This window comes from Paucilactobacillus suebicus DSM 5007 = KCTC 3549 (genome assembly GCF_001434475.1).
Taxonomy (GTDB): Bacteria; Bacillota; Bacilli; order Lactobacillales; family Lactobacillaceae; genus Paucilactobacillus; species Paucilactobacillus suebicus.
Genome location: NZ_AZGF01000029.1, coordinates 17,026 through 31,457, shown reverse-complemented (window position 1 = coordinate 31,457; position 14,432 = coordinate 17,026). Strand labels below are relative to the sequence as shown.

General features: G+C 39.9%; 14 protein-coding genes. All 14 read right to left on the bottom strand.

The genetic code is table 11. The features are described from left to right. Window positions 1-383: 383 nt before the first annotated feature. Window positions 384-1,559, bottom strand: coding sequence for a pyridoxal phosphate-dependent aminotransferase (locus FD16_RS10050; protein ID WP_010620919.1), 1,176 nt, complete (start codon window positions 1,557-1,559; stop codon window positions 384-386). Window positions 1,560-1,585: 26 nt separating this feature from the next. Then, on the bottom strand, window positions 1,586-2,371 hold the full coding sequence (locus FD16_RS10045; protein ID WP_010620920.1) for a carbon-nitrogen family hydrolase: 786 nt from the start codon (window positions 2,369-2,371) through the stop codon (window positions 1,586-1,588). Window positions 2,372-2,932: 561 nt separating this feature from the next. Further along, window positions 2,933-4,027 carry an iron-containing alcohol dehydrogenase family protein gene (locus FD16_RS10040; protein ID WP_010620921.1) on the bottom strand — a complete coding sequence of 365 codons (1,095 nt, stop codon included), beginning with the start codon at window positions 4,025-4,027 and terminating at the stop codon, window positions 2,933-2,935. Window positions 4,028-4,294: 267 nt separating this feature from the next. After that, the gene (locus FD16_RS10035; RefSeq protein WP_010620922.1) at window positions 4,295-5,230 is read right to left on the bottom strand and encodes a glutathione S-transferase C-terminal domain-containing protein; all 936 of its coding nucleotides are present in this window, start codon (window positions 5,228-5,230) and stop codon (window positions 4,295-4,297) included. A gap of 26 nt (window positions 5,231-5,256) precedes the next feature. Continuing rightward, complete coding sequence (locus FD16_RS10030; protein WP_155804302.1) at window positions 5,257-6,102, bottom strand: transporter substrate-binding domain-containing protein; 846 nt, start codon at window positions 6,100-6,102, stop codon at window positions 5,257-5,259. Window positions 6,103-6,154: 52 nt separating this feature from the next. Continuing rightward, entirely contained in the window at window positions 6,155-6,892 is a 738-nt protein-coding gene (locus tag FD16_RS10025) for an amino acid ABC transporter ATP-binding protein (protein WP_010620924.1), read from the bottom strand. Continuing rightward, window positions 6,885-7,574, bottom strand: a complete 690-nt coding sequence (locus FD16_RS10020; protein WP_010620925.1) for an amino acid ABC transporter permease — start codon at window positions 7,572-7,574, stop codon at window positions 6,885-6,887. Before FD16_RS10020 ends, FD16_RS10025 begins: the two co-directional genes overlap by 8 nt. Then, on the bottom strand, window positions 7,555-8,214 hold the full coding sequence (locus tag FD16_RS10015) for an amino acid ABC transporter permease (protein ID WP_010620926.1): 660 nt from the start codon (window positions 8,212-8,214) through the stop codon (window positions 7,555-7,557). The genes FD16_RS10020 and FD16_RS10015 overlap by 20 nt, the downstream gene beginning before the upstream one ends. Window positions 8,215-8,245: 31 nt before the next feature. Then, window positions 8,246-9,553: an O-acetylhomoserine aminocarboxypropyltransferase/cysteine synthase family protein gene (locus tag FD16_RS10010; protein ID WP_235804813.1), complete on the bottom strand. Its 1,308-nt coding sequence runs from the start codon at window positions 9,551-9,553 to the stop codon at window positions 8,246-8,248. Between the two features lie 40 nt (window positions 9,554-9,593). Continuing rightward, the gene (locus FD16_RS10005) at window positions 9,594-10,778 is read right to left on the bottom strand and encodes a trans-sulfuration enzyme family protein (protein ID WP_010620928.1); all 1,185 of its coding nucleotides are present in this window, start codon (window positions 10,776-10,778) and stop codon (window positions 9,594-9,596) included. Window positions 10,779-11,216: 438 nt separating this feature from the next. After that, window positions 11,217-11,921: an amino acid ABC transporter permease gene (locus FD16_RS10000; RefSeq protein ID WP_010620929.1), complete on the bottom strand. Its 705-nt coding sequence runs from the start codon at window positions 11,919-11,921 to the stop codon at window positions 11,217-11,219. After that, window positions 11,918-12,607, bottom strand: coding sequence for an amino acid ABC transporter permease (locus FD16_RS09995; RefSeq protein ID WP_029508272.1), 690 nt, complete (start codon window positions 12,605-12,607; stop codon window positions 11,918-11,920). The genes FD16_RS10000 and FD16_RS09995 overlap by 4 nt, the downstream gene beginning before the upstream one ends. Window positions 12,608-12,623: 16 nt before the next feature. Further along, entirely contained in the window at window positions 12,624-13,448 is an 825-nt protein-coding gene (locus FD16_RS09990; RefSeq protein ID WP_010620931.1) for a transporter substrate-binding domain-containing protein, read from the bottom strand. 2 nt (window positions 13,449-13,450) lie between these two features. Next, the gene (locus FD16_RS09985) at window positions 13,451-14,254 is read right to left on the bottom strand and encodes an amino acid ABC transporter ATP-binding protein (protein WP_010620932.1); all 804 of its coding nucleotides are present in this window, start codon (window positions 14,252-14,254) and stop codon (window positions 13,451-13,453) included. Between the last annotated feature and the right edge of the window lie 178 nt (window positions 14,255-14,432).

Sequence of the window (14,432 nt, the reverse complement as noted above, 5' to 3'; positions counted from 1 at the left end):
GTTCAGTTTTCAAAGGTCTACCATGTCGCTCTCTTTTAGCTGAGCAACATTTATATGTTATCATCATCTATCTGTAATGTCAAGAACTTATTTCATTTACTTTTTTCATTACCTTGACGACAACGTTAAATATTATAGCAATTTCATTATCAAATTGTCAACAACTTATTTTATCAAGATTAATAACGTCCGTGTTGATCTCTCTGACAACGATATATAACTATACACGGCAATCCTGCTACCGTCAATCAATTTTTTGAACTTTTTTCAAATAAATGACCGGTAGATTTCTAGTGGCATTACAAACTAGGTATTATCATGCTAAATAACATAAAAAGCATTCATTTTCATAACAAATGAACGCTTTTTTGCTGAGCAAATTTCTAAAAAATATTTAGTTTTCCAATTCTTTCGACTGCTTCAACCAATCGGTCTGGTGAGACCAAGAGGCCAATTCTGATGTAACCTTCGCCATGTTCGCCAAAACCATTAGCAGGTGCCACCGCCACTCCGGCCTTATCAAGTAAAACATCAGAAAATGACTCACTCGTGTACCCTTTTGGTACTGGCATAAGTGTGTAAAATGTACCACCTGGTTTAATTGCATGCCAACCAATCTTTTCAGCAGCATCTACGAATGCATTCCTCCGTTCCTCATATCTACCAACGATTCTTGCAATTTCTGCATCTCGCTGTGGATCACGCAGTGCATCAACCCCTGCTTCTTGAATGGCTGGAAATACGCTAACAAATAGATGATCCTGAATCAGATTAATTGCTTCAATAATATCGGGATTACCGACAGCAAATGCCATCCGCCATCCGGCCATATTAAACGTCTTAGAATAAGTATAGAATTCAATACCTACCTCTTTAGCCCCTGGCGCTTCCATGAAACTAATTGGTGCCTTACCATCAAAGCCCAAAGCTCCATATGCAAAATCGCTAATGATACCTACGTGATACTTCTTCGCCCATTCAACCACATGCGTATAAAATTCAAGTGTCGCTACCGCACCAGTTGGATTGTTAGGATAGTTCAGATATAGAAACTTGGCTTGCTTGGCTGTTTCTTCAGGAATTGCATCTACATCAGGCAAAAATCCATTTTTTTCAAGCAATGGTACAGTATCATACTTCACGCGTCCAAGAGCTGCACCTGATAAATAGTCAGGATAGCCTGGATCTGGCAACAAAAATAAATCACCAGGGTTCATTAAGGCCCACGGCAACTCAACTAAACCAATCTTTGACCCACCCAGAATAGCAACTTCTGACTCAGGATCAAATTGAGCGTGATATTTTTCTTCATAAAAATCTGCAGCCGCTACCTTCAATTCATGTAATCCTCTAAATTGTGAATACTTATGATTGGCGGGATCAGCGACTTTCTCCTGCGTACTTTTTACAATATAGTCCGGTGTTGGCTTATCAGGATTTCCTTGTCCCAAATTAATCACATCGACGCCAGAAGCCACCTTAGCATTAACTTTAGCCACCAAACTGGCAAAAAACTGTTTTGGCAATCCTTGCAATAATTCAGATTCCTTAAATTCCATTATTTATTCCTTCGTTTCTTCTATATTTAGCGGTACAAATCTGGACGGCGATCATTAAACACAGGTATCTGTCCATGAACTTCATCAATTTGATCAAATCCAAGTGAGACAGTTTTTAGCGTCTCGTCTTCACCTGCATCCAATAAAATCTTGCCTAATGGATCAATCACCAGCGAATGACCATTAAACCGATTATTAGGATCATCCCCAACTCGATTAACCGCCACTACAAACGCTTGATTTTCAATTGCCCGTGCCTGCAACAATATTTTCCACTGTGGAATTCTCACGTCGGGCCACTCAGCACTCACGTACAACAATTTAGCTCCATGCCTAGCATTAGTGCGCAACCACTCTGGAAAACGAATATCGTAGCAAATCACTCCAACACTCTCAATACCCGCCAATTCAAAATGGTTTTCCGATTCACCGGCAGTAATGAATTTTTCTTCATTCATTAGGCCAAATAAATGTACCTTATCGTAACTACTGATCACCTGTCCATGATCATCAACGATGTAACTAGTATTATAAAAGTGGCCATCCCTTTTAGTGGATACAGACCCACCAACGATATTAATTTGATTCTTCTTAGCCAATCTTTGCAGTAACTGTTGTGTTTTCTGACCGTTCTCATCGGCTAATTGATCAAGTTGATCAAGTGCATAGCCCGTATTCCACATTTCCGGGAATACCACTACGTCTGCATTTTCATTTGCAGCCCGACTAACAAATGCTTCCACCCTTTTAAAATTAGCCTCAGGGTCGGCAAAATCTACGTTTGTTTGGGCAATCGCAATTTTTAATGTCATTAAACTAACCTCCCATATTCAAATATGTAAGTAAACAAAAAGCACCCGTCCTCTAAAAAGGACGAGCACTAACTCGTGATACCACCTTGGTTCGCTGCCGATAACAGCCTCAACCAGCTTTTTTCAGCCTAGTCCAATAACGGTGAACCACACCCGGTGACGACTCAGTAAATCCTCATCATCATACAAACTAGCAGAGACCATCTTCGACTAGCTGAATTGCCTTCTCTCACCACTTGAAAGCTCTCTGATAACCCAAACTAGCTTACTCATCTCTGATTGCTATTTCTAATTATTTACTCATTTAATTGATATTAAGTTTAGTGGTTTTGGTGGCAGACGTCAAGAATTGTTGGTTTTGGGGATGGGGATTCTTGATCTGCTGGTGATCATCATAGATTTTCAACCACACTCGTCAACTAAAACGTGCTTGTTTGTTGCAGATACCTAACGTAGAGAGACTCACCATGCATCAAGTACCAAAATTCGGTAATCAATGCATGGTGAGTCTCTCTACCACGGTATCTAGGCGCAACAAAACGCACTCTACTTTTTAAACGCTTAGCTCCGCACTCTACTTGTGATTTCTTCCAACTGCATCATTGCATCTTTAACAGTGTCTGCAGTGATCGGGAGTGGAATCAAATTCATTGTTTTTTCTTCAGTGGTTGCTTCATACGCAATCTTTTCGATGTCTTCTTCACTGATATCATCAAGGTTCAGTTCATGGAAGTTAGTTGGTACACCAAGGGTGCGATAGAAAGGTAGCAACTCATTAATGTCGTCAAAATGTTTTTCAATGACCAACTGAACTAGAATACCATATCCAACCTTGGCTCCATGGAGCAAATGACCCGTTTGTGGGAAGAGTGTCAACGCATCGTGCACTGAGTGAGCGCCAGTTGACCGTGCATATGAATCTCCCCAGCCACCAACCGTTCCGGCCATGACAATCACAGTTTCAGCAACCGTTCGCCATGTATGAGTCACCTTGCCATCCTTCATATCTTCAACGGCTTGAATCGCATTGTTGAGCAACACGTCTTTACAGTTATTGGCCATCTGACGTGAAATTGTCAGTGCCACTGTATATTCATCCTCTGGCAAGTCTTCAAAAATCAATTCTGATTCATAGAACTTAGCCAACGTATCAGCAATTCCGGCTACAAAGTAATCAATTGGTGAGTTTAAAATCACTTCTGGATTCAACAACATCAAGTTCGCTGTTTCTTTATAAATCTCATGATTGATATGTTCGCCATTTTCCTTGTAGTGAACACTGAGAGCTGACCATGGAGCACAGTTGCTGGCAAGAGTTGGAATCAGTACCAAATACATATGAGTACCAGTCGTCACACTCTTTGCAGTATCCAAAACCTTACCACCGCCAAGGGCAATTACCATTTCAGTGCATTGCTTTTTGGCAATCTGTTCAACGCGGTCGATTTCTTCATAGGAACACTCGCCGTTGAATAACACGTCTTCCACCGCCACTTCTGCGCCAAAGTCTGGCAAGTATGGTTGTGCAGCCGCAAGTGATTTAGTTCCGTGCAGGAATAACACTTTTGTTACCCCGAGTTCTGAAATAAAGTTGGGTAACTGGTCATAAGCCTTTTCGTCCGAAATATAACGTTGAGGTCCACTTTGTGAAATCATATCGCATTCTCCTTTTCTATGTTTGTTTTGTGGTTCTGGTGTTCTAAGTACATCAATATGAATACGTTTATTAGACTAGCATTAAAATATTAAAAAATCAAACATTTTTCTAATCTTTTTTTAATTTTTCTAATTAATTTTGCTTACTAGGTTAAAATTGTTAGGTCGTTGCTGGTAAATTCTAAAAAGTGTCATTTTTTCAATACAAAAAAGCAACTAACCGTCTAAACGATTAGTTGCTTATCTAAGCACATTACGAACGATAATCTATTCTTTCCACTTATCCAAATCAATACCAAACGGGATGACCCGGTCAAAGCTAGTCACCGGTTCCTCACTAACTTGGTAAAAATGCTTTTTAATTGCATCAAAATCCGTATTGTTTTTGAATGCCGGTTGTTTGTACAAATCCTTAGCGTAGCGCCACAGGTTTTGGTAGTCCACCAGTCTGTGTGCATTAAGTTTATTTTGATAGTAGTAGACAACATCAAAACGGACTAACGAAACAAATAACCGAATATCCGATAAAGTAATTTGATCACCCAAGACATACTTTGAATCTGCCAACTGATTGTCTAACCACTCCAAGCGGTTGAAGAATCGTTGTGCCAGCTCATCATATTCTGACTGTGATTTAACTGATTGAATCTCACCAGGAACCTGACTAATGTCCGTCAAAATGATCTGGTCAAGCGCGGCCACCTCGTTAGCCCGATTTTCTGGATAAATATCAGGAGCATCAGTATCCTGGTAATCACGCCAGTAACGAGCGAATTCGTTAAGCAAATCTGCCGACTGATTATTAACAGCTTTGCCTGTCTTAACATCAACCAATGTCGGCACAGAGGCACGACCATCAAAGTCTGGTTCCACTTGGCGATAGCTCTCCGACAGACGGGCAATATTTAACACCGGGTCTTTAACACTGTCGTCAGCACCAAATACCCAGTCTGTTGGCAGACCTACCCGTCTCAATGGTTGAACCACACCGTTAGATACTACCTTATCTAGCCCCAGTAGTTCCAATTCAATTGCGACCGGCGTAGCCCACGGGCAGAACTTGCCCCAGATTAAACGATACCGATCTGATTCAATCGGCAATTCGCCAGTTGAAAACAAGGCGGTCAAGTCCAACGTCTTTTTCTCGCTCGTTGCTGGAGCTTTACCTGGATGCCATTCACATGCTTGATTATTATCAGCCATCAAATCACCTTTTTCTTTATGCCAAATTACTTGTTGTTCGTAATGATAATATCGCTAGGTTTAACATCTGAACCGAAGTATGGCTTCAAGTTCTTATTGTAATCAGTAGTAAAGAAGCCCTTCTTGTTCAACTTAGTAATTTCTTTGTTGGTCCAGTTCAAAAGACTCTTGTTACCCTTCTTAACGGCTGGAGAGATTTCTGATTCTGTTCCGATCTTCTTGATACCAACAGTGTAAGTTGGGTGCTTCTTAACCCATGCAAACAGGTACGAGTTGTCGTCAGCAAGTGCGCTAGCACGACCATTCTTCAAAGCATTAAATTGTTGGGTCTTTGAATCATACTTTTGAAGCGTGACACCATTTGAGTGTTCAGTGAAGTATTGTTCAGCAGTTGTCCCCTTAGTAACAATAACTTTCTTACCCTTTAACTGACTAGCTTTGGTAATTGGGTTGCTCTTCTTTGACAGAACACCAACGGAAACCTTCATGTAAGGCTTAGCAAAGCTAACTTGCTTCTTACGTTGTGGCGTCACGGTAAAGTTAGCCAAAACTAAATCAACCTTGTTGGACTTCAATGCATCAACACGGCTGTCAGCATTAACCTGCACAAACTTAACCTTAACACCCAAATCTTTACCAATTTGGCGTGCTAAATAAACATCGTAACCAGTCCGCTTACCACTCTTTGTAACCCAACCATATGGTTGAAGATCGCCAAAGACGGCAATCTTGATTGTACCGCGTTTCTTAATGGCGCTTACTGATGAGCTATTAGTAGCAGCATGTGCTTTAGTTGGTAATGCAGTGGCCGCAACAGAGACGATCAACAATGTTGCCAGTGCTGCAACAATTCCCTTAAAAATTTTCTTCAACTTCATTATTCCAAAACCTCCAATAAATTTACTTCCCAAGTAATTTTTGAAACTAGAAATCCATACTATTTAAGAACTCTTGTGCACGTTGAGTCTTCGGATGATCGAAGAACTCGTGTCCAGCTGATTCCTCGACAATCTTCCCATTTTCGAGGAATAACACCTTGTCAGCAATTTGCTTAGCAAAATTCATTTCGTGAGTCACTACTAGCATCGTCATTTTCTGACGTGCTAGTCCTTCAATAACTTCAAGAACCCCGCGAACCATTTCTGGATCAAGCGAAGCTGTGACTTCATCAAACAACATAAACTCAGGGTTAAGTGCTAGCGCCCGAACAATCGCAATTCGTTGCTTTTGACCACCAGATAACTGACGTGGATATGCATTCTCATAATCCGACAATTGAACTTCTTTAAGCAAGTGGCGCGCCTGAGCTAGTGCTTCATCCTTGCTTCGCTTTTGAACCTTCAGCGGTCCCAACAAGATGTTATCTATGACTGTTCGATTAGGAAACAGATCATAACTTTGGAACACCATGCCAATATCCTGACGGACGGACTGCCATTTTTTAAATCCAGGCTTGATAACTTGATCCTTAAACTGAATTTCACCACTGTGAAAGTCTTCCAGTCCGTTTAAACAGCGAATTGTCGTACTTTTACCTGACCCAGATGGCCCTAGTAGTACAGTCACGCTGCCCTTTTCAACTGTGAAGTTGATGTCGTGCAATACTTCTTGTCTACCATAATTCTTAACTAAGTGACTTACGGTTAATAACTTTTCAGCCATTGGCGTTGACCAACTCCTTTCTCTCTAAGTGACGTGCCCATAATGAAAGTGGATAACAGAGGATAAAGTACAGGATAAATATGAATCCGTACACCCAAAACGATCCATTTTCATAACGTTGTCCATTTGCTTCAATAATTTGTTGGCCCACGTTGATCACATCCATCACACTAATTAATAACAATAATGATGTGGTTTTAATAACACGACTAACCAAGTTAATGGTCGCTGGAATCATCAACTGAATCGACTGTGGTAATAAGACATAATAGTATAATTGCAATCGATTCAGGCCAATTGCCTTACCGGAATCCACCTGATGTGGTGAAACAGAAATAATTCCACCACGGACAATATCACTCATTTCGGCAGCAAACCATAGCGCAAATACCAGCGTAGCCACTGATTCAGCACCCATATTGATGTTGAAGTTCTGCGGCAATATATAATAGAACAAAAATAGCAAAACCACGGTTGGAATCACTCGGAAAAATTCCAAATATAACCGCAAAATCGCACGCAAAAGCGGATTATGTAACGTCCGCAAAGCTCCAAGAACAATTCCTAATACTAGCCCAACAACAATCGCAATTGCTGCAATTTTAGCCGAAATCCACAGACCGCCGAGAAGACGAACCATGTTGCGACCTTCGAACAAAATATTAATTCCCGAATGTGCCACGACGCGTCCTCCTCTCTAACCATGTCAGCAGAATCGATAACGGGATCAAGATAATCGCGTAACCGACCACCAGTGAGAACAGTGCCTCGTTGGTATCGTATAACATACCAATCTGATCCAGAGCCGTATTGGTAAGTTCTGGAATCGCAATCACGGTAAAGATCGACGTTTCCTTGATCAGGAAAATTACGTTAGCCGCAATGGCTGGAATACTCAGTGATAAGCCCTGAGGTAACACAACATAACGTGCTAATTGCCAGTCGGTCAGCCCAATCGCACGACCGGATTCAACTTGGATCTTTGGCACGCCATTTAGCCCGCCATCAAATGATGCGGCCATATAACTGCCACCAAGGAATATCAGACCAACGATTCCGCTTGCTTGTGCAGAAATTTTAAAACCAATTTCTGGAAATGCATAATAGATGAAAAATAGCTGAATCAGTAACGGGGTGTTTCGTGAAAGCTCGACGTAAGCTCCGAGAATTCTTTGTAGCCCTGGTACTTTAAAGTAACGGACAAAACTAACAATTAGGCCAACAATAATGGCACCCAAGATTCCCTCGAATGACAGCTTAAGTGTCAGTAAAAAGGCTTTTTCATAGGTTGGGATACCCTGTTGGACTATTGACCAATCCATCTGTCTGACCACCTCCCATCATATAGTTATCCTAATCAAACGCTTTTTCAAGACCATTGCGCAAATCGCCAATCAAATCATCGATATCTTCGAGTCCAATCGACAGGCGAATTACCTGGTTATTCAAAGCATGCTTGGTCCGGATTTCCTCTGGAATTTCTCTGTGAGTAGTTCGACTCGGGTTAACAATTAAAGATTTGGCATCCCCAATATTCGGTAAATAACTAAAAACATGCACGTTATCAATCAATTTGGCAATATTTTTTTCGTTACCCTTTAACTCAAATGACAAAATCGAACCGACACCCTTAGAGAAATACTTAGCAACTAATGAATTGTCTTTTTCAATCCCTGAATAGTATACCCGTTCCACATGTTCGTTGTCTCGTAAAAACTCCGCAATCTTGGTAGCACTTGCCACTTCTTTGTCGAGACGCTCAGAGATTGTTTCGAGACCCAGCAGAACAAAGTACGAATCAATCGGACTAAGTACCGATCCGAGTAAACGGACGTACTTCACGCGAATTCGTTTGATAAAAGCTGCTGCACCAAATTTACTATAAAAACTTTCATGATCATCAGATTCTTCATCACCAAGAGTAAATTCTTCTTCAGTGAACTGAGGGAACTTACCGCTGGCCCAATTAAACTTACCGTGGTCGACGATTAGACCTGAGAGAGTGTTACCATGGCCATTGATTCCCTTAGTAGAAGAATAAACAACAACGTCGGCACCGAACTCAAATGGTCGTAACAAATATGGTGTCGGGAACGTGTTGTCAACAATCAGCGGAATGCCGGCATCATGCGCAATTTTAGCTAACGTTTCAATATCGGCAATTTCGGTACTGGGATTAGCAACACTTTCGACGTAGATCGCCTTGGTATCATCTTGGATTAGGCTCTTAATCTTATCGAAGTCATTCACATCATCGACAAAATCAAAATTGATGCCAAACTTGGGGAAAAAGTTGCGAAATTCATCTAGACTTGATCCATAAATATTTGTCGGGGCAATAATACGACCGCCGCCTTCAGCAACGTTAAAAATAGTGAACGAGATGGCTGACATTCCTGAACCTACAGACACGGCTTCGATGCCACCTTCAATCGCCGCGATGCGTTCTTCCAGTACGTGACTGGTTGGATTGCCATCACGAGTATAATCAAATCGATCAGGGTGCTTGCCCTGAACAATTTCATTAGCAACTTCAGTATTACTTAGTCCAAACGCTGCTGTTTGGTAGATGGGCACTGACGATGCAAATTGATGATCCTCCGGTTTATACCCCGCATGTATTCTTAATGTATCAAATTTATCCTTAGCCAAAACATTCACTCCAATATTGATTATATATGATAGTAGAAACTTTAATTAATTATGCTAAACTACGCTTCAAAACATGAATATTTTGACGCCGTGTGGCCGATGCAAGGGCCTGCTTCAAATCACCAATCAGGTCTTCAGCATCTTCAATCCCGACTGAAATTCTAATCAGTTGTGGTGTAATGCCAGCTGCCAAACGCTCAGCGACTGGTAATTCGGCATGGCTCATTTCATATGGCAATTCAGCTAGGCTTTCAACAGCACCAAGGCTGACTGCGAGACGAATCAACTGCAAACTATTAACAAATTCAGTTGCATCAACGTCATCAGCTAATTCAAATGAGAAGACCCCACCAAAACCATCGCATTCTTCTGCGGCAACCTCATGATCATGACTACCCTCAACACCGGGATAGTGAATTGTGGCAACTTCTTCACGACTGTTTAAAAAGTCGATCAGCTTACAGGCATTCTCCTGTTGACGATCCATCCGCACTGATAGTGTTTGGATACCACGACGAACTAAGTTAGCATTTTCTGGTGATAAAACACCACCCAGCGCGTTTTGGATGAAATAAATCTGCTTACCAAGTTCTTCATTTTTAGTAACTACCAATCCAGCAATCACATCAGAGTGTCCACCCAGATATTTCGTAGCCGAGTGAACCACGATATCAGCACCTAGATCAAGTGGTTGTTGTAGATATGGGGTTAAGAAGGTATTATCAACGATTGTTAAAATATCGTGCTTCTTTGCAATTTCAGCAATGGCACGGACACTGGTTACATGAAGCAATGGGTTAGTGACTGGTTCAAAATAGATTGCCTTAGTATTTGGTTGAATGGCAGCTTCCACTTCTTCCAAGTTTTGCGTATTAACTGAAGTAAACGTTAAGCCTCGTGATTGAAAATAATCGTTAATGAGGCGGTATGTGCCACCATAAATTTGGTCACCAATTAAAACGTGATCGCCGTCCTTAAAAATGGAGAACGCCGCATGAATGGCAGCCATCCCTGAAGCAAACGCAAAACCATTCGTGCCGTGTTCCAGTTGTGCAATTTGCTTTTCCAAATATTCACGAGTTGGATTACCAGAACGTGAGTAGTCCCATCGAACCTTGCCGTTGATATCTGGGTAAGCATAAGTTGAAGATGTGTATACTGGTACGTTAACTGCACCTGTTTGATTGTCGTTGATGTTTTGTCCGTGAATTAATTTAGTGTTAAATCCTGTCATTTTTAAGTACCTCCCGTTTATTCCTAGCATCATGCAAATAAAAAAGCATTTCCGTCCTATCTATTTCTAGATAAAGGACGGAAATGCTTTCCGTGTTACCACCTTAGTTTAAGTAACCCTCACGAATTACTCCTCATTGGGTACTTAAATACAGTTCAAGTACGATCATACCCTAACTCTGTAACGGGAGTACCCGTCGTCACTTTACTCACGCTCGGTAACGAGAACTGCATTTAAGACCATCTTCAGCAATTCACCAACATCATCTCACACCAAACGACGATTCTCTGGGCATGGATTCTTGCTTACTCATCTTTGCATTCATAACTATATTCAATGTAAGCAATTATTGCCCATTGATGAGAAAATGTCAATGGTTTTTTACTCTAAAATTAGAAAAAATCGTTAAGCAGTTGGTATATCAGCATTTATATCTAATTAAACAACTACAACTTTTTCATATCTTCTCAGATAATTCTCATATTTTTTAAATATAAAAGTTAATACAACACAAAGGATCCAGTAAACTACGGCTGCTGCACAAAATGACTCGATATACCTGTAATTAATTGCTGATTCAAGCTTTGCTTTAGCAAAAATATCAACAAATGACACCATGAATGCCAAAGACAACTGCCTAATTAGCAAAACATAGTAATTTAAAAATTTTGGAACTGATTCATTCAAAGACTGTGGTAATTTAATTTTCCAAAATGCTTGTGCTCTGCTATATCCTAGTGCTGTTGCAGCTTCAATTTGGTCTTGCCCAACAGACATAAATGAGCCTCTGATTATTTCACTAATAAATGATGATGAATACATAGTGTAACTCAACAGCACAGCATAAATTGGATTAAGGTGTTCATAGTTGATATGAAGATTGAACGCTGTCGATATCACTTGAAGTACTACTGGTAGCCCGTAGTAAAAAATGAGTAAGTGGATCAACAAAGGTACACCGCGAAAATATGATACGTAAAGTCTACAGATTGACCTAATAATAAAATTATTTCGTTGTTGTAAGACATAAAGAATCATTCCCAGGACTATTCCCAAAGCAAGAATCGCCACTGACACTAACAATGTATCAGGAACTACCAGCCAAATTCCTCTTAGATCATGTGTGAAGATATTTACATTCATTGGCTATCTCCTTTCGCATAAAGAAATTTACCTGATTTACGTTCCGCAAGTTTTACAATTCTACTGATAATAATTGTTAAAAGCCAGTAAATTAATCCTGCACAGAAATATACTAAAATTGGCGAAGACGCATAATTTTCACTGATGTATTCATCTGCCTGACCCATCAAATCAACAACCCCAATTACAAAAAGTAATGACGACTGATGAACAAGATTAATGACCTCATTTCCAAGTGCTGGTAGAGCAACTGGAATGGTTTGAGGAATAACAATTTTTGTCTGCATTTGCCATTTTGTATACCCTAGGGCAATAGCCGCTTCACGTTGAGTTTCATTAACCGACAAGTAAGCTGGTCGAATCACTTCCGAAAGGTATGCACCATAATAAATTACATAAGCACCAACGCAAAAGTACATCTTCCCGATGGCACTTAAATCAATGCCAAACTCTAGCAACAAAGCTGGCAGCCCATAATAAACCAAGAATAGTTGCAATATAATTGGAATACTCCGTGTGAAAGATATATAAACTCCCAGAACGTTATATAACCATTTATGATGACTTACTCTTCCAGCAGTAACCAAGATACTCAAAGCAAATCCAAGTACCCAGGAAGTTAATATGAAAAACAATGTTGTGGGAACACCAGTTAATAATTGTTCAAATAATCCTACTATCGACAAGCTATCACCTCATAAACTATTCAGTCTTTGCTTTGTATTGGAATACATTCTCGCCGAAGTACTTTTCAGATAATTTCTTCAAAGTTCTGTCTTTCTTAAGTTCCTTCAAGGCCTTATCAACTTGACCGGCAACCTTAGTATTCTTCTTTGTGTACAAGAAATATGTTGGATAGGCGCGAACTGGGGCAGAAGTCTTAACGTTAGTAAGCTTCAAATCTTTAATAATTGATGCTTCACCCAAGTTTGATGGATCAATCAAAGCATCATACTTGCCTGAATTAACTCCTTGTAATAATTGTTGCATTGGTAAACCATCAGTAGTGGTGATTTTAACTTGCTTGTCTTTGTTAGACTTATTCCAAGTCTTCAATAAGTTATACATACCACCATTAGCGTTGACTGGGGCAAGTGTCTTACCTGATAAGTCATCAAGATTCTTTACATCACCTGTAACTGACTTTTTGTTGCTGTACACACGAACTAAACTTAATCCGTCATTAACCTTACCAATGTGATACTTCTTGGCACGTTCTGGGTTGCTGTAAAATCCATTAGCAGCAATATCATACTTACCTGAATCCAAACCAACTAATTCAGCCGTTTGTGAAACAGCAGTAATTTTAAATTTAACATTTGGTAACTTCTTATCAACATCTCTAAGGGCATCAACTTCATAACCCTTTAATTTACCATTTTGCTTGTAACTAAGTGGTTTACTATTATTTGAAACCGCCACGTTGTACGTTTTTACATTTGAACTTGACGACTTTCCACATGCTGCCAGCGGAAGAACCAATAATAATGTTGCTGCTAATGTTGTAACCTTTACCCATTTTTTCATAACTAAATCACCTTAAGCCTTTCAACCTCTTCAAATTTATCTACTTCTACTTTTTTTTCATCACTAGAAACGTATTGTTGATAATTCTTCAAAAACTCACGCGTTCTTTCATTTTGCGCATTGTGGAAAATAGCTCTTGGGCTCCCTTGTTCAACAATGTTTCCCTTTTCCATGAAAATCACTTGATCAGAAATCTCCTCTGCAAATTGCATTTCATGAGTCGCTAAAATAATTGAAATACCAGTGTCTGCAACTTGCTTAATAACATTTAATACTTCTTTCGATAGTTCTGGATCAAGTGCACTAGTTGGTTCATCAAATAGTATTACTTCAGGGTCTAGTCCCAATGCCCGTGCAATACTTACACGCTGCTGTTGTCCCCCAGATAACTGAACAGGATAATAATCTGCAAAATCCGAAAGACCAACTTGGTGAAGTAATTCAATCGCTCTCCTACGTGCGGTTTCCTTATCAACACCTTTAACGACTACCTGAGGTTGAATAATATTATCAATCACTTTCAAATTTTTAAATAAATTATATTGCTGAAAAACCATCGCCGTTTTTCTTCTAAGATCAAGAATCTTTTTCTTGTCTTTTGTCGCATTAGTCACCGTCAAGTCTTCTATACTGACGCTACCTTCATCTGCGCGTTCCAATAAGTTAATACTTCTTAGTAAAGTGGTCTTCCCAGTACCACTTGGCCCAATCAACGTTACAACTTCCCCTTGTTTAACGGATAGATTGATTCCATTTAGAACAGTCTTACTACCAAATTTTTTTACAATACTGTCAACTTTTAACATTATCAGTCCTCCGTTTTACGATTTCCAATTACCAAATCATTTATTTGTAGTTGCTGGGATGGGGTTAATAAGACATGCTGCCAGGCCAACGAACTAGTTAGAAAAACTAAACTTGAATACTTTATAGATTTTAAAATTTTATTAACCATATCGTTCTCCTTGCAAAGTCTCATAACTC

What these genes read in the sequence shown, in the direction of transcription:
- FD16_RS10005 (WP_010620928.1), bottom strand. Translation starts at nt 10,778, where the DNA reads ATGACAGGATTTAACACTAAATTAATTCACGGACAAAACATCAACGAC.
- FD16_RS10045 (WP_010620920.1), bottom strand. Translation starts at nt 2,371, where the DNA reads ATGACATTAAAAATTGCGATTGCCCAAACAAACGTAGATTTTGCCGAC.
- FD16_RS10035 (WP_010620922.1), bottom strand. Translation starts at nt 5,230, where the DNA reads ATGGCTGATAATAATCAAGCATGTGAATGGCATCCAGGTAAAGCTCCA.
- FD16_RS10015 (WP_010620926.1), bottom strand. Translation starts at nt 8,214, where the DNA reads ATGGATTGGTCAATAGTCCAACAGGGTATCCCAACCTATGAAAAAGCC.
- FD16_RS10000 (WP_010620929.1), bottom strand. Translation starts at nt 11,921, where the DNA reads ATGAATGTAAATATCTTCACACATGATCTAAGAGGAATTTGGCTGGTA.
- FD16_RS10040 (WP_010620921.1), bottom strand. Translation starts at nt 4,027, where the DNA reads ATGATTTCACAAAGTGGACCTCAACGTTATATTTCGGACGAAAAGGCT.
- FD16_RS09990 (WP_010620931.1), bottom strand. Translation starts at nt 13,448, where the DNA reads ATGAAAAAATGGGTAAAGGTTACAACATTAGCAGCAACATTATTATTG.
- FD16_RS10050 (WP_010620919.1), bottom strand. Translation starts at nt 1,559, where the DNA reads ATGGAATTTAAGGAATCTGAATTATTGCAAGGATTGCCAAAACAGTTT.
- FD16_RS10025 (WP_010620924.1), bottom strand. Translation starts at nt 6,892, where the DNA reads ATGGCTGAAAAGTTATTAACCGTAAGTCACTTAGTTAAGAATTATGGT.
- FD16_RS09985 (WP_010620932.1), bottom strand. Translation starts at nt 14,254, where the DNA reads ATGTTAAAAGTTGACAGTATTGTAAAAAAATTTGGTAGTAAGACTGTT.